This is a genomic window from Fimbriimonadaceae bacterium (genome assembly GCA_019638775.1).
GTDB lineage: Bacteria > Armatimonadota > Fimbriimonadia > Fimbriimonadales > Fimbriimonadaceae > JAHBTD01.
Window position 1 is genome coordinate 636711 of the sequence record JAHBTD010000001.1, and the last position, 21935, is coordinate 658645.

A 21935-nucleotide genomic window follows, 5' to 3' on the forward strand; every position below is an offset into this window, starting at 1 on the left:
TGGGATTCAACACACGCGCACCAAAAGGACTCACCTATCCCAAACGCATCAACCGAAGGGGGCGCATATGAGAATCAATGACCCAACTCTGCCCCTGGTGACGGTCATCATCCCGTGCTACAACCACGCTCAATACCTCCCCACTTCCATCGAGTGCGCCCTAAACCAGGATTATCCGAACATCGAAGTCATCGTCGTCAACGACGGCTCCTCCGACGACACCTCCCAAGTCGCCGAAAAGTACAAGGAGCAAGGGGTCGTCCTCATCAATCAGGTCAATGCCGGTCTTTCCGCATCCAGAAACGCCGGAATCATGCTCTCCCGAGGGGACATCATGTGCTTCCTCGACGCCGACGACCGGATGGACTTGAACCTGATCTCCGAGCGCGTCAAGCTGTTCGACTCTGACCGTGTCGGGATCGTCGCCGGAGCCTACCGTTTCACCGACCCTGACCTCGAACCCTACGCCGAAGCCGATCAGCTCGCTCCACCCGACTACGTCGTCAACGCCCAAACAACGGTCTGGGCCGCCCTATCGCCAAACTGCGGCCTACTCGTGCGTAAGCGTGCCTTCGTCGAATGCGGATTTTACGACCCGCTCCTCAGAGCATGTGAGGACTGGGATCAACAAAACCGAATCTGTCAAAAGTTCGAACACCGATTCGACCCCGTGCGCAGATCGGATTACCGGCAGCTCCCCCGATCCATGTCCCGCGATCCCGTTGTCATGTTCGACAACGGCATGACCGTCATCCGCAAAGCCCAGGTCTACGTCGGCAAATCGTTCAAAACTCGCCTTAACTGCTCAATCGGCCTATTCCGGCACACCGTCTCAACCGCTATCCTGCCCATACTGAACGAGCAGAAAGGGTTCGCCGGATACAAAAGCCTTTTTCGGTTCATCCTTAGCCGCCCCTCTGCCGCTGTATTCCTCTTGGCCGGGATCATGCGAAAGGTTTACAACAACATCTTCCGACGTCGGTTGCTCAAGCGCTCTCGACAGTCATGATCTCAAGATGCCAACACAAGGGTGAGCTTCCGGAGACGTTAGAAAGATGAACAAATCCGAATTCACCACCGGCTTCGCGTGGAACTTCATGTTCAACGCGATCAACCGACTGGCGTTTCCGGTCATCGGCATCCTCATCGCCCGACATCTCGGCCCCGCCGAAATGGGCATCTTCGCACTCTACGCGTCCATTGTCACCGTCATCGACGTTTTTCGCGACGCCGGGCTTGGCTCAACCCTAATCGCCGACCGCGAACACAAGCTCGGCAGCGTCGCCAGCTATTTCTGGACAAGCATCTCCATCAGCGCGATCCTCGCACTTGTCGTCTTCCTCCTGCGCGACAAAGCCGCTGTTTACTTCGGCTCCGACAGCTTGCGCATGACCCTCATCTTCGGAAGCATCGGGCTGATGATCGGCGGCCTAACCATCATCCCCAACGCCATCCTCCAGCAGCAGGCCAGATTTCGAGACGCCGGGTTTGCCGAGCTTGTCGCCTCCATCATCGGCTATTCCGTCTGCATCATCATGATCTTCCAGGGCTATGGATTCGAGGCCCTTCTCACCCAATCGATCATCCGGGGCGCGCTCCTTCTTGCCTTTTTCTGGTACCTCGCCAAGCCCAAAATCTCCGGCGGTAAGCTGCAGGACTCCTGGTCGATTCTCGCCAAATCGACGCATCTCCTCGCCAACAACATCCAATACACGATCTACACAACCGTCGACAACACCTTCATTGGAAAGGTCTTTGGCGAAAAGGCGTTGGGACTCTACGGAACGATGTACAACATCTCCACCCGCCCGCTCGAACTCGTAAGTTGGCCCCTCAGCCGCACCCTGTTTGTGGCCTTCACCCGCACCCAAGACGACAAAGTACGGCTTGCATCTATCCTCTGCCGCTCCTACCGCGCCGTCGCATTCTCGATGGTCCCGCTGTACGCATTTCTCGCCATCTACAGCAAACCGTTCGTGATCTCGCTTTACTCCACCAAGTTCGAAGATGCCGTCCCAATCCTCACTATGCTGGCGATCTATCTCGGCGTCCGCTCATTCGGCACCATCGGCGGCACAGCCTGCGTAGCCATCCACCGCGCCAGCCTAAACACGCTCTGCTGGTTTTTGCCATACGTTGTCGCCATCACGGGCATTTGGCTGACGTGGAGTACCAGATCGCTCATCTCCGCAACGTTCTGGCTAACTCTCGGAGCGGTTGCTGGCTATGGAGCGCAAACGATCGTATCGTTGTTCGTCTTCCGCCCCACCGCAAAGGCCCTCGCAAGCGTTGGCTCAGCAATCGCATGCTCCGTTGGCGCGGTCATTCTGTCCGTCCCCATCCTCTGGCTGAACGCCCCCCTGCCCATCAAGCTTGTCTTGGGCGTCGCGTTCGTGGGCATCGTCCAAGTGATCCTAGTTGGCCTTCAAACGAAGAAAAACCCCTGGGCTTGCTTCTCCCTAAAAGGGATAAAAGGCGTATGGGCCGAGATGTAGCTTAGAACGACTGATGCCCAGCCAACAACGACTCGCCACGGTGCTGGTTGACCGCAATATGGACTCCCATAATGACGTTCGCTACAACCATCGAGAACGGGCTCGTTAGAATGTTTTCACTGGCGCAAAAAACCACCAGCGCACAGCCAACAACGATAGCCCCTATGGCTATGTCGTCACGTGGAAACTTCACGATCAACGGCGTAAAGGGCAGCAACAGAATGATAAAAACAAAGACAAGCCCCCCAAACCCAAAGTAAGCAGGCATCTGATAATAGGCCGTGCCCGTCACGCCCTCAGCGTTGTAGTAGTTGTAGCTTAAAACGCCCTGACGGTTCAGACCCGCACCCGCTGGCGAAGCGCCAAAAACCGGGAACCTGCGGAACATCTCCGCCATACGGTTGTTCGTGTCAATACGGTCATACCAACTCGAAATCGACATGTTCGCACGCGCGATCGACCGGCCCTCCAAAGGCTCCTTGTAGCGCTTGATGTCAAAGGCATACACCATCGCCAAAAACGCGATCATCGCCCCCAGGAAACACCCACCGATCACGCCACTGATCACCCACTTCCGACGAACGATGTAGAAAGCGCAAATACCGACGATGATCAGCGTCATCGCCAAAATTCCGCCCCGTGAATAGGTGAAGAAGAGCGACAGCGCCACCAAGCCCGAGTACCCGACAACCACCCACTTTTTCACCTTAAGCGAGAAAAGAAAGGCGACCGTCGCCAAACCCATCGACAAGATCTCGGCGTGACCGTTTGCGTGCGCACTAATCCCCCTGGCCTGATACTCGGCAGAGGGGCCAACAAGCTTGGCGTCGATCTTATCCCACTGATAAAAGCCCCGGAACCAATTCCTAAAGCCCGCCACGTTGCCCGCTTGCAGCAAACCCAGCATTGCAATAAACGCAATCGTCCCCACCAGCCAATAAATCAGCACTTTCATGCTGAAATGCTCGCGGTTATTGCACTCGATGATGACGATATAGAAAAGCAACGGCGTCAAAAAGGTGCGCATCCAGTCGCCATAGTTGATGACTCCACTGGCACGGACCATGAACAGCTCGGCATAGATAAGCCCTACCCCGTAGAACGCCGCAAAGGCAATGAACGTGATCTCCCATAGCCCGATTCGATAACGCTTTCTGTGTGATGGCCTGTCTAACAACAGGAAGAACATGACCGCAATAATCGGAAGCTCGTTCAGCCGCACATAAGGCAGGGGGAACCGGTCAGCGAGCAAGTCGATAACCAGGTACCACCAGAACGAGAAGCCGATAAGATGCGCAAGCATCTTGCCGCGAGACAAGGCTGCTGGATTAAATCTTTCAGTGAAGCCTTGACGTGCGCTCGACGCTATCATTGGGGCAATGCCTTACTCTCATCGATGACTTCGATTCGGTCCAGCGTCGTCGCATCGCTCGAAGCGAAGGTCAGAACAACCGTTACCTGCTTGCATCCTGCATCCTTCAACGCCTGCTGCACCGTCGCAAAGTCCACCGAACGAACACGATCCGCTCGCACGAGCACGATCGCTTCATCGATAACCTGCGAAAGAATCGCATAGTCGGCGCTTCTCAAGGTGTAATCCAGATCAAAGACCGTCACGTCCGCTTCGTGGCTCTTCACCGCCGCTGCGATGTCAAGCTCGGTGCCTTGAGCCTCAACGAGGTTCATCTCAACCGCATTGAGAACACGCAGTCCATCGGTCAGTTCCGATACCTGTCCCGGCTCCGGCAACTGCTTCCCAAGACGCTTGATCGTCGAACGAGCGTCCGCCATCACGATCAACGGCTTCAGACCTCGTCGCAAAACAGACTGGGCATAGTTCAACGCAGCCGTCGATGCGCCGCTATCGCGCACAATTCCAAAGACCGCCACACGATAAGGCCGTGAATCCGACCGCAGACAGTTCAGCACCATTGTCTCGTAAGACTCGTGCGGTGCCTTTCCAAGACCCCGGAACGGAACTCCAAGTCTGGGAACGGTTCGATAGGCAACGTGCGAAGACAAAGCGTTGAGCTGCGCCAGCGACCGGATCGGCATTCGAGTAGCCTCACGACGGGCACAGATCAAACCTGCGATCAACAGACCGACCAAACCGCCGATAACCGAATTCTGCAAAGGCTTCGGGCTAACAGGCTCTGGCAGCGCTGTCGCGGGGGTCACAACCGTCGTCGGTGTAACACGACCAAGCTTAGAGAGCTCAAGCGTTCGATACTGCTCGTTAAACTGCAGGAACAGTCGCTCCAGCGATGAAACCTGACGCTGAATATCGTTCTGCGCAAGCGTCACCTCGGGATACTTGTCGATCACCAGTGACAGCTCGTCAAACTTCTGCGCCGCTTCGTCATAGCGTCGCTCAATCGCGGTGACCGCCGCCAATGACTCGTTGATCGCGCCCTGCTGCGCCTGATAGTTCGGGTTCACGGTTGAGGTCGAAGACGAGTTCAGATTCTGCCGCATCGTCTTCAAGCCGTCCTCAAACGCCTTGATCGTCGCATCCGCCTGCTTCACCAAATCGTGGTCCGGGTAATAGCGCTCAAGCAGTCGATCTCGCTCGGCTTTGGTCGTGGCAATCTTGTTCTCAAGATCGAGAATGTTGCCGTTCATGCTCGTCGTCTCACTCGCCCCAATCCGTGGCGGAATTTTCTTCAGCTCTTGCTGCAGAATCTCTAAGCGACCGCGAGCAGTGGCAAGCTCAATCGCAGCCATATCTCGCGTCTCCCGAGCGCGTGTGATAGAAGCATAATCCGCCGCAAACTGGCTGCCAGGGTCGGTAATTCCACTCTCCTGACGAATCTGCTTCATCTTCTGGTCAAGAGCATCCATCTGCGCTTTAAGACCAGCCATCGACTCTCGGATGGTTCCCAAAGCACGGTCCGCCAAAGTTCGGGCATTCACGCCGTTACGACGCTCGTACTCCGTATACATCGCCGCCGCAAAAGCGCGCGCCTTGGCTGGCGAAGACATCCGAACGCGCAAGCTAACGACGTCAGAACCTAGCTCAGCATCAACGAAGACGTTCTCGCGCATATTGATAGGCTGCAGCTCTTCCTGTTCGTCCGAAGGAATGTTCAAGTCTTGCGTAATCTTCTCAGAAGCCTCGCGCAAAACATCATAACCCGTGAGCTGCTGAACCTGAGTGGTAAGGCTACGCGGGCGGCTAAACTCGGTCAAGTCGACAATCGACTGATCAGGCGCACTCATCGCCATCGCGGGCGAGAGCTGCTTCTGGTCGATCAGAATCTGAACGAACCCTTCGTATTTCTTTGGGGCGATAAAGGAGGCGCCAAGCGCTAAGCCTGCGCCGATCATCACACCCAGCACAACCTTCCATAAATAAGATCTGATCATCGATCCATCCTCGTACACGTAGTCTAACGGTGCCTATTGAACCTATAGACGCTTCACAATCATACCTTGGTGCGAGTTCGACGAACTCTCGACAAGGCTTCTGGTTTAAAGCTTTCCGTCGCTCGTTCGTTCGCTCTCAGCTAAATAGTCGGAAATAAATGCCTGAAGCTTCTCTTTTGTAACCGAGGGGGACACTCCGATGAACCTGTAAAACACGCCGTCGGAGTTGGGTTTAAACAACAATCGACGCTTGAGCATGTTAAAGGTCATGCCCTGTGGAGCCGCATAATAGTTGTCGGCGTCCTTGTAGAAAAAGATCGTCTGACTCGTTCGGCCGTCCTGATTGCTCATCGACGCAACCGTCGCCCGAATGTCGCCCTTGCTGGTCTTAATCGGCTCTTCGTTCAACGTCCCAAAAGTCCAACCCTGGGCTGTAAAGCACACCTTCGGGTCGTGGAAAGACTCCTTCTTGTTGCTCGAAATCACAACAACATCGATCACATCCTCGCCCGCTCGATACACCCGGCAAACAATGCCGTACGGAACGAGCTCGTTGTACGTCGACTCAGGCATCTTATAGGTCTGTTCTGTGCCTCCATCGCTGTACACCATCGTGAACTTGCCAATCTGTTTCGGAAGGCTCGACTCCATCCAACTCTCCGTATGACCCGGAGTAGCCGCGGCCTTCGGAGCAAGCTGAATCGCCAAGCCAACGATAACAAAGCTCACACCTAGCCAAACTGCGCTTTTTCTTAGTTTTTCCATCCTAAACCTCTTGCAAGTTGGAACAGGATCAGGAAGCAAACGATCAGCGTGATATAGCCGCTGTAATCGTGGAACTGCATTCCCGCCTTCGATCCATAAGCGTTGCCGACAACGCCAATCAAGGAAATTCTCAAGCCGTTGATAAACACCGCCAACGGCAAAATCATCGCGACCATCACCAGGTTCGCCCACCACTTCAATCGAGCGATCATGACAAAGAACGCGGTAAACGCCATGAGCGCCAAAACGAGTTTCAAGCCCGAACACGGCACTGCGATGTCCAGCATGAAGTTATCGAGCCATACCGTCGTCGGTTCGTTAGGAACCTGGAAAGTATTCAGGCCAAACACCTTCAAAAGCTGAATCGCCACCGAAGTTGAAGCGAGCTGCAGCGGGTTTGTATAGTTCGTGATAATCGAAGAAAGCAGCGGCAAACCAAACGCCAAATACAAAATAGGCGGCGAAAGCCACAATGCCCACCGAAAGCCCGCCAACATCCAAACGCTGCACACCAGCGTGAGCAGCAGCAACAGCGACAGCAAGCCGATAATCGTCAGCGAATTGGCAACCAAAGTGCCCGCCACAAGAGCAACCAAGAGCACCGCAGCCGGATAGAAAGGCTTCACCGGGATCGTCTTTAGCTTCGGCCACCATCGATAAACGACGTAGCCCGAGATCAGCGGAACCAAAAAGCCGTGCGAATAGTAGCCGTCCTCACTGGTCCAAAGCCCATACAGCCGCCGAATGACGGTGAAGAACATCACCCCAATGCCGAGCGCAAGCAAAACGCCAGGAACAAACGCGGGCGATTGGCTGATCTTCCGCGCCAGTTCGGCGTAGTCCATCTTCGCATCTTCATCCGCCGCGCCATCAGCTTCAAGCTTGAGTTCGCTCTCCGCTACGCGTTGAATCCCAACATCCCCGCCAAAGTTGACAAGATAGGTGTTGGCATCCTGCTCGGTCGGCAACTCCGTGATGGAGCCGACGCCAAACTGCTCATGCCGAGCCTTCGTGCCCACCACAACATTTGCCGACTTAACGGCCATCTCATCCGCGACTGTGTCCACGGCAGACTGCTCACCCATTGATCAGTGCCTCCATTCGTAAAACCATGTAAAGATCGGTAACTGCAATCATCATACCAATCGAACGATTGGCCCCACGCATCTTGACGCTGCCCGAACAATCCTCTACAACGCCTCACGCTGCAAACCCGTTCCCCATCCCGAACGTAAGAACACAAAGAAAAGTGGGGCCGCGATTGCGGCCCCACTTCAGGATGTTTCAAGCGTGCCGTCATTGGCCGCGTACGGTATAGATCGCTTGCCGATTCACTCGACTCGCCGTCACCATCTCTTGGTACGGTGTGTCCGTGATCGACAGGAAGCCCGTGTTGTAGTTCTCTCCGTCAAATCTGCCCGAAGCATGCTCGTCGTAGTATTGGAACCAGTGTGCGCCCACAACCATCGGAGAGGCTGCTGCCTTCGCGATATAAGCCTTGAAAAGCTCGCCTCGGTCCGTCTGGTCCATCGCCGGGACGATTCCCCACCAGTTGCCATCGCTGCATGTACCGTAGTTAAACTCCGCCAACACCACCGGACGCTTAAATCCAGCAAACGAGAAGTCGGCAAGCTCGGATCGCTCGTAGTAGTTCACCGTGAAAGCGTCAAGGTAAGCGTTCGCCCCACTGATCGCCTCCGGCGTATAGAAGTTGTCCCGCGACCCAAGATACAGACCGGTGTAACCCAGCGCCTGAAGAGCCGCCCGAACCTTCGAGTAGTACGCTGCCGAATACTGCGTGATGAAAGCCGAGATGTCCGTCAGAGCCGAGCGTCGTGAGTACGGCATGTTCGGTACCGAGTTCGATGCCTGAAGCTGATTCCAAGACGCAAAGTTCGTTCCCCAAGCCGCATTGAAGCGAGAGATGGTTCGATACTTCGTCTGCAGAATCGCCATAAAGCGCTGCTTTGCTGGCTGTGACATCGGCGCATTGATCGCGCCCTCGGCGATCTGGTAGCGAGATTCAGCATCCATCGAGTTGCCGCGCCAGGATTGCTCGCCATCGACGGTGATGCCCAAAAGGTTGCTGCGATTCTTGTGCAGGTTCACCTTCGCCGCAAAATCGTTCTGCATCCAAGTTTGGAACGTCGTGTCGAAGGGATCGGGCAGCTTGCGCCAAGCGTAGAACCGCGTATCCAGCCTCGTGCCGAATCCATTGGTTTGTAGGTGCAAGATATACGGAGTCGCCGTCGTCTGCATCAGACTGTCGTTCGACCAAGCCGAAATCGTATTGAAGCCCCACGAACGGATTCGAGCGTCCGAACGCGATACAAAAGTCGTCTTCCAAGAGGGGCCATACTTCGCCGCCAAATTCTGCGAGCGGAAGTTGAAGCCCGAAACAACCTGTCCAGACTTCAGTTGCATCTGCGAGTAGTGCTCCAAAGCCGAGCCGGACTGCGAAGGCAGAACGCTAAACATCGTCTCACGGCCCGCGATCGGTGTAGCTTCCGAGTAGTCAACCGTCGTGATTCCGTAGCTCCAGAACAGCTTGCCGTTGGGCTGAACAAAGTACCACTTGCCCGAGGGAAGCTTCTCCACTCGCCATTTGCCCGTAGCCGAGAACGTCGGCAGGTTGCCCGGAACCGCCAGCGGATCGCCGCCAGGATTGAGAGCCAAATCGGTATCCTCCGTTGACTTCTGCGTCAACAGATCGCCCGTGCCATAAACCTTGCCATTCCAATCCCCCTGCGCACGCTGCCCAAATTCATCAAAGATGTTCGTGTACGTCTGCGAAACCTTAAAGAGCATCGCATCGGAAATCGTGACGTTCGCCGTCGTATTCTCAGCAAGATACAGGCTCCACGAGTAAATCTGAGTTCGCGAAACATCCTTGTCCGACCACAGGCGAATGTGAGGCGAGGTCAGCGGGCTCGGCAGACTGAGCATGTTGTGGGTCAAGTTCGGACCCGCTTTCAGCTCCATAACCACCGTTTGGGTTTGACCAGGCGACAATTCAAAGCGATGACCTGCCTTAGCCGAGTTCACCGTAAAGTCAGCCGAGTTCGAGTACTCAAAGCGCATCCGTGCGGTGCTTACGCCATTGTTTTTCACCGTCACCGCGATGTGCGAGTACTGAGTCCAGTCCTGAGCCGCAGAAAAGAGTCGTCCATATCGCGCCCAAATGCCGGTCATCTGAACGTCGGCGTTCAGGTTGCCATCGCGAAGCACATGATTCACGGCTGCTCCCGCGCTGGAAACGGAACTGTTTGGTAGCCCAAGGGAAAATTGATCTGCCGACTGAGTGACGAGAGGACTGACGTCCATCGCGAATGCGCTCGTCACCAAGAAGGGCAGTAATAAGCAAAGAGTCTTTGCACGCATGTTTGACCGATTCCACACCGGCAAAAACAGACCCCCAGTACAACTGCCTGTCTTCCCCCGAGCATTACCTGGGGAACCTAATCTCCGCAATTTACGACAGAGTGAAGTACACCTTCAGTCCTATCGACAATTGCCGACATCGTAAACCGGCTTTCGATCACCCGCAACGCTTCGTCTGCCCGCCCAAGCGCTGCTGTGTAATCCTGCAAGGTCGCCAATATTGCATGCGTCAGGGCATCCACATCGTGTCGCGGATAGACCCACGCCGAAGACATGTGCGTCACGACCTCCTGCGACGATCCGTCATCGCTCACGATCAATGGAGTCCCACATCCCAGTGTCTCAATGATCGTATTGGCGAAAGGCTCCCCACAAACCGATGCGCTGATAAAGCAATGCGCCCCCGTCACAATGTCAAGAAGCTCATCCCTCGTCCTGCGCCCCACAAACTTGACTCTGTCGGCAATTCCGCCTTCATCGGCGATGCGCTGCAGCTTGTCCATGTAGGAGGCCTCCGAAGCATCCCGCATATCGGCGGCATCTGGCTCGCCCACCATCCATAACTCCCAATCAAACTCCGGATGCGCCGCAAAGGTCTTGGCAAGAGCTTCGACGATGTTGTGATATCCCTTGTCGGGAATGATCCGACCCGCCGAAACAAAACGAAAAACCTCCGCCCGTTTGCGATCTGTGTCCTTTCGCAAAGGGAATTCGATCCCGCGCGGGATGACCTCCATCGTCTTCGTGCCCGCTCCAAACTTCTCAACAAAGCCCGACTCCTCGCAAAGCCCCATCAAAAAACGACTGACAAAGCACAAATGCCGAAAATCGCTCTTCTCCTCAAACCGAAGCAGCCTGCGCCGAAGCCTCATCAACTTCGACTCGTCCGCCGGAGGCAAAAACCGAGCCTGCAAGTAAGGCCCCCCCTGATGCCAAAACACCGGAATCCCGCTCTCAGAAAATCCAAGCGTCGTCCCCGGCCCAATCAGGCTCACGCCAAAGCAATAAACGACATCGAACGATTGAGCAGTCAAAACCGCCCGAACGGCCGCAATGTTGTCAAGAATCGTCTTTCGTTCTTGAAGCACCTTAAAGAGAATTCTTTTCTTATCGCCCGTATCCGCCGGAGTGACGATATCTATCGGCTTCAAAACTCGAAAAATCTTTGGCGTCCGCGGCGTCCATTCAGGAATCTCCGCCCCCGTCTGAGCCGTGAAGACCGCCACCTCATGCCCTCGCAAAGCAAACTCTTGCGCAAGTTTCTTCGCATTCTCCTCCAAACCACCCGCCGGGTCAGGCGGATAGAGCTGGGTGAGAATGGCAATCCTCAAGGGCTTGCTCAAGCCGTGCCCCCCATTACGTCGCGATAGTAAACCAGCAGCGCATCCACGTGAGCCGTCAATGTCATCGGCTGCTTCCAATACGTCTCGTAACCCTGCTTTCCATATCCCTCACAAACCGCATCATCCTCAAACACCCGCAATTTCGAAGCCAAATCCTCGGCATCGCCCGCCCGAAACACCAGCCCACAGCCCAGGGTTTCCACCGTTTCTCGCGAAGCATTCGCGTCCGCCGAAATCACCGGCAATCCGTTCGCCGCCGCTTCATACGACACCAGCGGGCTCGCCTCATACCAAATCGAAGGAAACACAAGCGCCCGCGACCGGCGCATCGTCTCCGTGACTTCAGCCGAAGACATCCAAGGCATAAATTCAGCCTTAGGAAACTCACGAACCAATGATTCCTTGAGCGGCCCATCCCCCACAACCCTAGCCCCAACCCCCACGAACCGACAAGCCTCAAGGAAAGTTCGTGGGTCCTTCTCCATCGTCAATCGCCCAACAAACAAATAAGGCGCATCAGGCTGTAATTCCCGGACCCCTCGATCTTGCACATCGATCGGATTAGGCACCCACCGCATCGGACGCTTCGCAAGATACGGCCGGATAATGTCTCCCGAAAAGTCAGACACAAAGGCGTAGGCGCTAAACGCATCCGCAACGTGCCGACGGCGATTCGCCATCGCGCGTAGAGTCACCGCTCCCTTAAACGCCAACCCCCGACCCGTGCAAGGCCGCGTGCAGCATGCCAAAGACAGCGGTTTCAACTGGCATATCCCCATTTTGTCGTGATCGAAAAACGACTGCTGCGGACAGGCCAACCCATAGTCGTGGACCGTATAGAACACCTTGAACCCACCATCGCGAGCCGCGAGCACTGGCGAAGCGCTGAGTCCACCCATAAACGAATGAAAGTGAACGACCGTCTCCTGGGGGCTAAGGCCATCGAGAATCGAGCGCATCATCGACGACGCAGCCGGATTTTTGATCATCGCCATCGTCGCCTTGACCTTCGACGACGAGTCCCCCACCTTCGACTGATTTAGGCAATGAACCGTAATGCCTGGGTGAGCACGAAGCTCCTCACACACAGGGCCAATCGCCGCCAGGAAGACCACCCTTAAGCCCGAGTCGGCAAGCCCAACCGCCGACTGGATCGCCACTTTCTCCGCCCCACCGGCGACGTAGGCATAGTCTGCGGCAATGACCACGTTCGTCAGTTTTGCAAGCTGTGAGGCGGCACCCATCCGGCACGATGATACTTGAATCACGGACGATCTGCAGTGCCGCAATGCCCCCATCCGATCACCCATAATGAAGCCGGGCATAAATCATGCAGAACATCCTCGTCACCGGTTCCGCCGGATTTATCGGCTTCCACGTCGCCAAACGCCTGCTCCACGAGGGCTGCCGTGTCGTCGGCCTCGATAACTTCAACGACTACTACGACCCCACGCTCAAGGAAGCCCGCAGTGCCATCCTCGAAGGATCGGAGAATTTCATCAGCGTTCGCGGTGGCCTAGAAGACCCCGGCCTGTTGGACAGTCTCATCCGCGATCACAAAATCGAAGCCGTCATCAATCTTGCCGCCCAAGCCGGAGTCCGCTACTCTCTCCAGAACCCCCACGCCTACGCTCAATCTAACCTCGTCGGGTTCGTGAACTTGTTGGAGGCTTGCCGACAGCACGAAGTAAAACACCTCGTCTATGCGTCGAGCAGTTCGGTCTACGGTGCAAACACCAAATACCCCTTCTCTGTCCACGACAACGTGGATCACCCCATCAGCCTCTACGCCGCCACTAAGAAGAGCAACGAGCTGATGGCCCACACCTACAGCCATCTCTTCGCCCTCCCCACCACCGGACTGCGGTTCTTCACGGTCTATGGCCCGTGGGGCAGGCCAGACATGGCCGCCTTCCTCTTCACAAAAGCCATCCTCGAAGGCAAGCCCATCGACGTCTACAACAACGGAAAAATGCAGCGCGACTTCACCTTCATCGACGACATCGCCGAAGGCGTCGTCCGCGTGATGCGCAAACCCGCCGAGCCCAACCCCGAATGGGATTCATCAAACCCAGACCCCGGAAGCGGAAAGGCCCCCTACCGAATCTACAACATCGGCAACAACCGGCCCACCGAGCTCCTAAAGTTCATCCAGGTTCTTGAAACCGCCCTTGGCAGAAAAGCCGAAATGAACATGCTGCCCATGCAGCCGGGGGATGTCCCCGCCACCGCCGCCGACATCTCGGGCTTGCAATGGGATGTCGGGTTCGAACCATCGACTCCCATCGAGGTCGGCATTCCAAAGTTCGTGGCTTGGTACCGCCAGTTCTACTCAAAGTAACGGACTTCACTTTGCGCCGCTAGGAGCCTACTGTTCTGGATTGTCATCGCCCTCCGCCGAAGGCGAATGCCATGCTCTCAGCTTCTTCCGAATGCGGCGGTTGAGCAGGAGGTTTCCAAGCAGAGTCTTCTTCTCGCGCGGCTCCACAAGCAGCCGAACTCTCGTCCCATCGACTGTCCCATCCACCGAAAGCCACCCGCCCAGCCCAATGATGGTGTGAACATTGGGGCGAAACGAAATCTTGTGAATCTGCCTTTTCTGGATTTCGACCTGAATGCTCTCCCCCAAAAACTCAATACGGTCATCCCGCAAAACTAAAAAACCGACATCCTCATGAGGGTCAAGCAGGTCTTTAAACGCAGGTCGGGCAAACCCCACAAACCAAGATGCCGTTTTCGGTTCGGCAAGCGGAGCGGAAAGTCGCTTGGCGAGCAACTGCCTCATCTGCCCATTTTGAAAAAGCCCCAAAAAGTTGACAAGCACAATCGCCGACAGGGGCCAAAGCGCAAACCAAAGCAATCCAGAGCCAATCAACTGGCCCTGCCGAAACATAGCAAAAAAGCCAAGCACGCCAAACGGCAGGCTAAACAGCGCCGGTAGAAAGTTTCCCATGAACTTGCGCTGTGTCGTCCAAACCCTCTGAGCCACAACGGCATGATACACTGTTGAGGCCCATGAGCAGAGCCCAGGTGCGATGGCTAGCCCTGACGCCAACAGCGTCGAACCTTGGGGCAGCGCTGCGTGAGTGGGATGCCCCCCACGGGCGCGTCATTGCGCTGGACGGGCAATGGTTCCCACCAACACCCGAGAGAGAAAACGACGAGCGTCTTGGGCTTGCCGAACTCCTCGGCCTTATCCTCGCCGACGCCAAAGCAAGGGTCTTTCCCCTCGCCGACGACGCACTCGTCCAAGCGCTCGTCGCCTCCGCATGTGAGGAGTTCTCCGACGACTCCCGTCTAGCCGCTTCAGCCCAATACCCAGGCTTCCACCGTCGCGCAGTCCGCGTCCTCACCGAACTCGAATCGGCCCGGCTAACCCCCGAGGAGATGAACAAATTTGCCGCACAACTCCCCCAGTATCTTGCCGACAAACTCTACGCCGTCGGGCAGTTGCAGCAAACCGTCGATGACAAGCTCCATGCGCTCGGCTTGGAAACCGTCGAGAAGCGGCTCTCCCGAGTGCTGTCCCTGAAATCCATTGGCGAGCAGCCAGACATTTGGCTTTGGGCAGGGAGCGATTACAAGCCCAGCCTCGCCGCACTGATCCGCAGGCTCGCCAATGTCGCCCCCTCAGTAACCGTTGTCCTTGAAGCCCTACCCGGCCGTAACCAACTTACAGCGGGAGCTCAGCGGTTCGCCTCAACCTTCGAGGTCGAGCCCGAATTCCGGGGAACCGTCAATAGCCTGGCAAGCCACCTCTTTCAAAGCACAACGCCCGAGAAGCTCGACCTTCGCATCCAAATCGCCAGCGCCGCCGATCCGCTCGCCGAGACAGAATGGGCGGTCCGCATGGCGCTCGAAGAGCTCGCCGAGGACAAGCCCCCCAGCGCAATCGCCATCTATGCACGTCAACTGCGCGACTACCGCCCGCTCGTCGCCTCAGCCGCAAACCGGCTCAAGCTCCCCGTCGCCCTATCTCAGCAGTCTGCGTTGATCGAAACTGGCATCGCCGCCTATGTTCTCGAACTCCTCCGCGCACTCGAACACGGTGCATCGCCGCATCTCCTCCGAGTAGCGAAGTCCACGTACTCCGGGCTCACGGTTAGCGATCGCGAAGAGCTCGCCAAGCTCATCGAAGTCCCGCAGTGGGAGGAAGCTCCCCCCACCGAAACCAACGCGGGGCGTTGGCTCAAGTGGAGTCTCGAATTCGGCAAAGAGATCTATCCGCGTGATGCCCATCCCGTCGATGACTTGATCCGACGGCTGCTGGCAAGACTCGGCGATGAACAGATTGTCAGCCCCACCAAAAACCAGGAAGCCACCCGCGAACGCGACTCCGCGATGCTTGCTGCCGCCGCCGAATCCCTGAAGCGCGAACTCCAGATTCGGGCGCTCGACGGCGAAACGGGTCTGTTCGCCGCCAGCATGACCGGGCCGGAATTCGTGCAGTTCATCGAGCGGTTATGGACAACTGCTGTCGTCCACGTCCAACCCTCCAACCCCGGAGTCCGCATCACCCAGGACGCCTCGTCGATAGGCGAATGCCAAACCCTCATCATTCTCGGAATGCTCGAAGGCATCTTCCCCAAACGCCGATCTGAAGACCCTATCCTCTCCGACTTCGAGCGCTCCCAGATCAATGCCCTGCTCCCGGCAGAGCAGGGGCTCGACGACTCCCACGCCATCGCCCGCCGAGAGCGAGAAGACTTCCTCCGCCTTTGCGCCATCCCCACTCAGCGAGCGATCTTCCTCTACCCACAAACCGACGAGGAGAAGGACAACGTCCCCGCGTTCTATCTCGAAGAGGTCCGACGGGTAGCTGGACAGGCGCTCACCCAGACCGACTTCCCAAGAAACCTCTTCACTCCTCCTGGCGAGGAGTGCATTGCCGTTGCTGACCAGATTCTCCAACAAGCCCTCCTCGGCGAGCGACAACCCCCCGCCCTACCCGCGCTAACGGAAGAAAAAGCCATCCAAATGGTGCTGGCCGAGCCTGACACCGCCTACACCCTCTCCGAGCTGAGGGAATCCATCGTTTGCTCCTTCCAGTTCGCCTTCGACCGACGGCTTCGGATCGCCAAGCCAACCGACGACGGGGACGCCCGCCTTGGACATCTCCCTCACGAAGCAAGACTGATGCTCACCCCAAATGAAGCGGCAGCCCGTGACGCCCTTTCGCTCGCCCTCGATCTCGAAATCCAAAAGCTCTCCAGCCGGATGACGTGGGAGGAGCTCCAGCTCGCCCTCGCCACTGGAAAGCGGATGATCCCCGAATGGATCGAGCGTGAGTTCCGAGCCAGAGAACTCTGGCCGCTGACTCCTGATTCCCTGCAAACCAACGTAGTGTTTGGCGATCCCATGCTCCCCGATGTCCTTCCCATTCCTGGGCAAGCCGTGAAGCTCAGAGGCAACGTCAGCGGCATCGGCAAATTTGGCGACTACCGGATCGCCCTGCGCTACGGAGCCAACCGTGGCCTCATCGTCGATAAGTTGGAGAAGCTCGAAGCCCCCTTCCGACTCGAACTTGGTCTCCTCTTACTCTCGATGACCGCAGGCGGGCACCCGTTCGTGGGGGCACAGATTGACGGGGCGTCTGGCGGGAGGGTGCTCTATCTGTGTCCGCGCCCGGTCGATGTCAACATCCCTTCCGATCTGAATGCCGGGCTCAGAGTCATCCCCATCGACAATCGCAAGGAGTTCTTCGAAGAAGTGAAGGAGCTGCTTGCCCGCTCGCTCGACGGCATGAATAGAGGCTCAGTGATGCCATGCGCCGGAGATCATTGCAAAGTCTGCGCCTTCGGCGAGCTCTGCCGAAGCTCCCAACTCTTTGGCGAACAGCTCGCACTTGCCGAGGAGGAGGTGGCCCTAGATGAGTCATAGCGAACTCTCACCCGAACAGCTTGGCGTTGTCGAAGCCTCAGAGAGCGCTTTCGTCGTGCGGGCTGCCGCCGGCGCGGGCAAGACTCGCGTCCTAGTCGCGAGATACCTGCGGCATGTCGTCGAAGATGGTTTCGATCCGGGCCAAATTCTCACCATCACGTTCACGCGCAAGGCCGCTGCCGAGATGAAGCGACGCATCGTAGACGCCCTTCGCCAATCCAACCTCCTCGACGCCGCCCAACTCGCCGAAACCGGACCGATCCAAACCATTCACGGCTTCTGCGAACGACTGCTACGCGAATGCTCCGTCGATGCCGGGCTCGATCCCGATTTCGACATCCTCGACGAAACCGAATCCCAGCGGATCGTCCAGCAGTCGATCTGGGAAGCGATCAAACGGCACGGCGACAATCCCCTGAGCCTCCAACTGATTCAGTACCTCGCAGGCAAGCGGCGATACGGCGAGTCTGCCCCCAACTCCCAGCTCGAAGGTGTGCTTCGCGAGGCTCTCCTGGCGTTGCGCGGTACAGGTTGGGGTGTGGCCCGGCTCGAAGAGCTCGGAGCATCCCCCGAAGCCCTTGAGCGTGCCCTACGCGAGCGTATGCTCGAAGACCTGCCCCCCGAGGTGCGTGAAGCGTACAGCCCCGACACCGACTTCGGCAATGCCCTCAAAGCCGCCCACAAAGCAGCAAAGGTGCGGATGCCCCAATATCTACGCGGGTTAGACGCCGACGGGCAGGACGAAACGGACAGGCTCTGTCTGGAGCACGTCTGCGGAATTCTCGTTATGACGGCCTGGGCTTGGCGGGCGCTTGAAGAGGAGATGGCTCGAAGGCAGGCGCTCGACTTCACGTCCTTAGAGACCAAAGCAGTAGCCCTCCTCGCCGAGGGCGGCCCCGTTGCCGAACGGGTGCGTCGGCAATATCGGGTGGTGATGGTGGATGAGGCGCAAGACCTTAGTCCGCTCCAGTACGCTCTGATTGGGGCGCTGGGAATCGAGACCGAAATGATGGTGGGCGATGCCCAGCAGTCGATATATAGCTTCCGGCAGGCCGATGTGCGCCTATTCTTGGAGAAGTCTGCTCGATCCTCGACAAAGCTGCTCTCCAAAAACTACCGTTCCGACCATGGCATTCTCGCCTTCGTCGACCATCTTTTCGGGCAGATTTGGCAGGCCGACTATCTGGCGATGAGCCCGGCGGTCGATTCCATCCTCGACGAGGAACCCCCCGATTTCTCCGGTGTGGAGTTTTGGGTCGAGCGCGTCAAGGATCACTCTCTCACCGCAAGATGGATCGCCGAGCTAATCAGCGAGGGGGCCGAACCCAAAGAGATCGCTGTTCTCGTCCAAGCCCACTCCTACGCCGCCGAACTGCTTCCCAAGCTGATCGACTCAGGCGTCCCCGCTCGCATCGCCGGGGGGTCAGAGATGTTCTACACACGCATGGAAGTCCGAGATTTGGCGAACGTGCTGTGCAGCCTCGCCGACCCCCAAGACAACTTTGCCCTCCTCGCGACCCTCCGCAGCCCGATTGTCGGATTATCACTCGACTCCATCGTGCTGCTCTCCCAAGAAACTCCCCTCGTAGATAAGTTGCATAGCTTTGAAGCTCAGTCGAGCGAGGATGCCGAAAGAATCGCCGAGTTCTTGGCGTGGTGGAAGCCCTTAACCGCCTACGCCGACCGTCTTGCCGCGTGGGAAGTTCTAAGCAAAGTCTTCGCCAACTCCCCATACCTCCCCAACCTCGCCAAACGCAGCAACGCCTCCCAACTCCTTGCCAACGTCCGCAAACTTCTCCGACTTGCTGCCGCCCATCCCGAGCTCAACGCGGGCGATTACGCCAAACGTATTCGAGAGATTCAGGAGATTCGGCATCGCGAAGGCGATGCCCCCGCGATCGACGAGGACGCAAACGCCGTGACGATCATGACGGTACACAAATCAAAAGGGCTCGAATTTCCCATCGTCGTCCTCCCAGACATGCACCGAGCAATGCGCCGCAACATGTCGGAGTTGGAGATCGATCGTGGCCTCGGAATGCTCACTTCTAAGTTCACGAAAAAGGCGTCTGTGTACCACCAGTGGCTCAGCGAGCGGCGCAAAGACCAAGAGCAAGAGGAGAAGCTAAGGGTGCTCTATGTGGCGATGACCCGCGCGAAAAAGAAACTCTGCGTGGTCTTACACCCCGACCTGCGCTCCACCAGTTACGGCGGCAAAGTTGCGGAGCTGCTTGGGTTCAGCGGAGAACCGCTGTCCGGGGCAAGGGTGAGAAAGGAGTAGAGAGAAGGTAAGGGTCGTAAGGGGTATAGATTGTAAAGAAAAACAAGGTAAGGATTGAGAAGGCAAGGGCAGCGTCTCTGCTCATCCCTAACGGCCTTTACGACCCTTACCCCTTACAATCCTTACAATCCTTACGCCCTTCTCACTCCCCCGGAGCAATAACTACCCGACGGTTCGGCTCTTCGCCCTCGCTGTAAGTGACGATGCCCTCCATCGTCGAAAGCGCTTTGTGGATGATCCTGCGCTCAAAGGCGGGCAGGGCATCCAGCAGGGCCTCTTCGTTGCGCTTGCGCACTTCTGTTGCGATCCGCTCGGCAAGCTGAATCAGGGAGGCTTCTCGTCGCTGTCGGTAGTTCCCACCGTCAACCGTCACACGCACGCCGTTCTGCAACTGCTGAGCGGTGATGATGTTGGCGAGGTATTGAAGCGCGTTGAGAACTTCCCCGTGCTTGCCCACAAGGTGCCCGGTGTCCGGACCGTCAACCTCAAGGTTAACATAGCGCCCAGTCACGCCCTTCACCGAAAGCGTCACACGCAGGTCCGCGCCATCGAGAATCCCAGAAAGAAGCTTGAGAATCTTCTTGGCATCTGCGTCCGTGGCGACAACTTCAGGCCTCTCCTCGGGGGCTTCCTCCGTAGCAGGCTCTGCCGAAGCAGCCGCCTCCTTCGCCGGGGCAGCCTTTCGCCCTCGTGCAGGCTTAGCAGCAGGCTTCTCCTCCACAACCTCTTCAGGTTCGGGAGCAGGCGCTTCCTCCTTCGCTGCGGCCTTCTTGCCTCGGGTTGCCTTGGCCGGTTTGCCGCTCGCCGAAGATTCTGCCTTGATTTTGACGGTTCCCTTCCCAAAGAGGCCCTTGCTCTGTTCGAGCACGGTCACTTTCAGGTCCGAGACTTTCACGCCGAGTTCTTTTGCGGCTTGTTCAGTTGCTGCATCCAGCGTTGCCGCGGTGACTTCAATCGATTCCATAATTTGCTTCCCGAAACTTTACTCTTTGTTGCGTTCTATGTCCAAGTTCGACCGGTTATTTCTTCTTCGACTTGGGCTTGTGCCGAACCGGAACGCCGGTCTTGACCGACTGACCGTTCTTGGGCGTTCCATTAGGGGTTGGGTCTGTTGGAAAGACACCGCCACCAGGAGCGTTGACCTTCACAAGCGGCTCGACCGGCTGACGGTACACCCAAACCATCTGGGCCGTTGCAAAAATGTTCGTGAATACCCAGTACAGCACAAAAGCCGACGGAAGGGGATAAAAGAACATCATGATCGAGAACAAAACAGCCACACCGACGCCGATCATCTTCTGCTGCTTGGCGTTGGACGGGTCCGACACCGGAGTCATCAACGTCGTGGTGACCATCGAAATCATGTAGATGACGATCAGAAGGTAGTCCGTCTCACCAAGGTTCGGAGCGATCCACGTGCTGCCCGCATTGCCCGGATTGATCCAAAGGAACGTACCCTTCTGGAACTCAAAGCGGTAGTGAACCATGCACTGATAGACCATCAAGAAGAAAGGCATCTGGATGAGCATCGGCAGACAGCCCGCCATCGGATTCAGGCCGTACTCTTTGTACATCGCCATGCTCCGCTGGTTGAACTCCTGCATATCCTTGATCTGCCCAGTCTTCTTGTCCGTATACTGCGCCTTCAGCTCCTTCATCAAAGGCTGAAGCTGCGCCATTTGCCGGCCCCAGCGATACTGCTTCTGAGTCAACGGAAACACGAGCGCACGAACAACAAACGCAAGCAAAAGCGCCGCGAACGCATAGCTAAAACCTGCCACCGCGCCCGTAAGATTCACAAGATAGTCGATGAGCTGATAACCGGGGACCAGACCCCAAACGAGGTCTTTCTGAGACCTCTTGGTCAGTTCATTGACAAGTTCGTTGTAAAACGATTCGCCCGTGACGGTCTTTGCCGGAAAGCTTCCGGTGAGCGTCGCAGGAATCTCAAACTGCTGGTCCTTCCAGATCGGCTTGCCCAAATACTGCTTGTGCGTTCCGCGCAAGGTGATATAAGCCGTGTTCAGACGGTTGAAATCGTTGCGCTGAATACCCGCTTTATAAGCCGCATCCGCCGCAAGCAACTGCCCCTCAACCCGCTTTCGAAGGATCGTGTCCTCAAGGATTCGCCGCGCCGCCGGGTCCTTCTCGTTGGCGGCCTTCTTCTCATCCTCAGAGAGGGCGGCATTGAGCTTGGTTAACTCCGTGTTGATTGAATGGTCATTGATCTTTGAGTTCTCAGACCGTATGGATTCGAGAATCTTGGCAGAAGTCCGCGTATCTTGCGGCTCCCGGTTCATGAACATTTGGAAGCCCAAGAAGATCAGGCCTGCAATCAAGAGGGTTTGTATAAAATTAGAACGCGGAGCTGGTTTACTCATCGTATCGCCTTGCTAGCTTTGCCGTCCGCAGGTCAGTTCGGTT

At 56.8% G+C, this 21935-nt stretch carries 15 protein-coding genes; 5 read left to right on the forward strand and 10 right to left on the reverse strand.

Annotation, left to right across the window (positions count from 1 at the left end; translation table 11 throughout):
- The first annotated feature begins 67 nt into the window (after positions 1-67).
- Both KF784_02970 and KF784_02975 read left to right on the forward strand, forming a co-directional pair.
- Entirely contained in the window at positions 68-1009 is a 942-nt protein-coding gene (locus tag KF784_02970) for a glycosyltransferase family 2 protein (GenBank protein MBX3117999.1), read from the forward strand.
- A 46-nt stretch (positions 1010-1055) separates the two neighbouring features.
- The gene (locus KF784_02975) at positions 1056-2495 is read left to right on the forward strand and encodes an oligosaccharide flippase family protein (GenBank protein ID MBX3118000.1); all 1440 of its coding nucleotides are present in this window, start codon (positions 1056-1058) and stop codon (positions 2493-2495) included.
- 1 nt (position 2496) lies between these two features.
- Here KF784_02975 and KF784_02980 read toward each other — a convergent pair whose 3' ends face one another.
- From KF784_02980 to KF784_03010, 7 genes are all read right to left on the reverse strand, one after another.
- Entirely contained in the window at positions 2497-3798 is a 1302-nt protein-coding gene (locus KF784_02980; protein ID MBX3118001.1) for an O-antigen ligase family protein, read from the reverse strand.
- 65 nt (positions 3799-3863) lie between these two features.
- Entirely contained in the window at positions 3864-5861 is a 1998-nt protein-coding gene (locus tag KF784_02985; protein MBX3118002.1) for a hypothetical protein, read from the reverse strand.
- Positions 5862-5966: 105 nt separating this feature from the next.
- Positions 5967-6626, reverse strand: coding sequence for an exosortase-associated EpsI family protein (locus tag KF784_02990; GenBank protein MBX3118003.1), 660 nt, complete (start codon positions 6624-6626; stop codon positions 5967-5969).
- On the reverse strand, positions 6614-7711 hold the full coding sequence (locus KF784_02995) for an exosortase/archaeosortase family protein (protein ID MBX3118004.1): 1098 nt from the start codon (positions 7709-7711) through the stop codon (positions 6614-6616). The genes KF784_02990 and KF784_02995 overlap by 13 nt, the downstream gene beginning before the upstream one ends.
- Positions 7712-7922: 211 nt before the next feature.
- A complete protein-coding gene (locus tag KF784_03000; protein MBX3118005.1) occupies positions 7923-10007 on the reverse strand; it encodes a beta-galactosidase in 2085 nt (694 codons plus the stop codon).
- 77 nt (positions 10008-10084) lie between these two features.
- Positions 10085-11350, reverse strand: a complete 1266-nt coding sequence (locus KF784_03005; GenBank protein ID MBX3118006.1) for a glycosyltransferase family 4 protein — start codon at positions 11348-11350, stop codon at positions 10085-10087.
- The gene (locus tag KF784_03010) at positions 11347-12594 is read right to left on the reverse strand and encodes a glycosyltransferase (GenBank protein MBX3118007.1); all 1248 of its coding nucleotides are present in this window, start codon (positions 12592-12594) and stop codon (positions 11347-11349) included. The genes KF784_03005 and KF784_03010 overlap by 4 nt, the downstream gene beginning before the upstream one ends.
- 86 nt (positions 12595-12680) lie before the next feature.
- Between KF784_03010 and KF784_03015 the strand changes: the two genes are divergently transcribed.
- The gene (locus KF784_03015; protein MBX3118008.1) at positions 12681-13691 is read left to right on the forward strand and encodes an NAD-dependent epimerase; all 1011 of its coding nucleotides are present in this window, start codon (positions 12681-12683) and stop codon (positions 13689-13691) included.
- A 27-nt stretch (positions 13692-13718) separates the two neighbouring features.
- Here KF784_03015 and KF784_03020 read toward each other — a convergent pair whose 3' ends face one another.
- Positions 13719-14339, reverse strand: coding sequence for a hypothetical protein (locus KF784_03020; protein ID MBX3118009.1), 621 nt, complete (start codon positions 14337-14339; stop codon positions 13719-13721).
- 26 nt (positions 14340-14365) lie between these two features.
- On the opposite strand from KF784_03020, the gene KF784_03025 reads away from it, so the two are divergent.
- Both KF784_03025 and KF784_03030 read left to right on the forward strand, forming a co-directional pair.
- Positions 14366-17230 carry a PD-(D/E)XK nuclease family protein gene (locus KF784_03025; protein ID MBX3118010.1) on the forward strand — a complete coding sequence of 955 codons (2865 nt, stop codon included), beginning with the start codon at positions 14366-14368 and terminating at the stop codon, positions 17228-17230.
- Positions 17220-19511, forward strand: a complete 2292-nt coding sequence (locus KF784_03030) for a UvrD-helicase domain-containing protein (protein MBX3118011.1) — start codon at positions 17220-17222, stop codon at positions 19509-19511. The genes KF784_03025 and KF784_03030 overlap by 11 nt, the downstream gene beginning before the upstream one ends.
- A 142-nt stretch (positions 19512-19653) precedes the next feature.
- Here KF784_03030 and KF784_03035 read toward each other — a convergent pair whose 3' ends face one another.
- Entirely contained in the window at positions 19654-20475 is an 822-nt protein-coding gene (locus KF784_03035) for a KH domain-containing protein (protein MBX3118012.1), read from the reverse strand.
- 55 nt (positions 20476-20530) lie between these two features.
- Positions 20531-21850 carry a membrane protein insertase YidC gene (locus tag KF784_03040; GenBank protein ID MBX3118013.1) on the reverse strand — a complete coding sequence of 440 codons (1320 nt, stop codon included), beginning with the start codon at positions 21848-21850 and terminating at the stop codon, positions 20531-20533.
- Between the last annotated feature and the right edge of the window lie 85 nt (positions 21851-21935).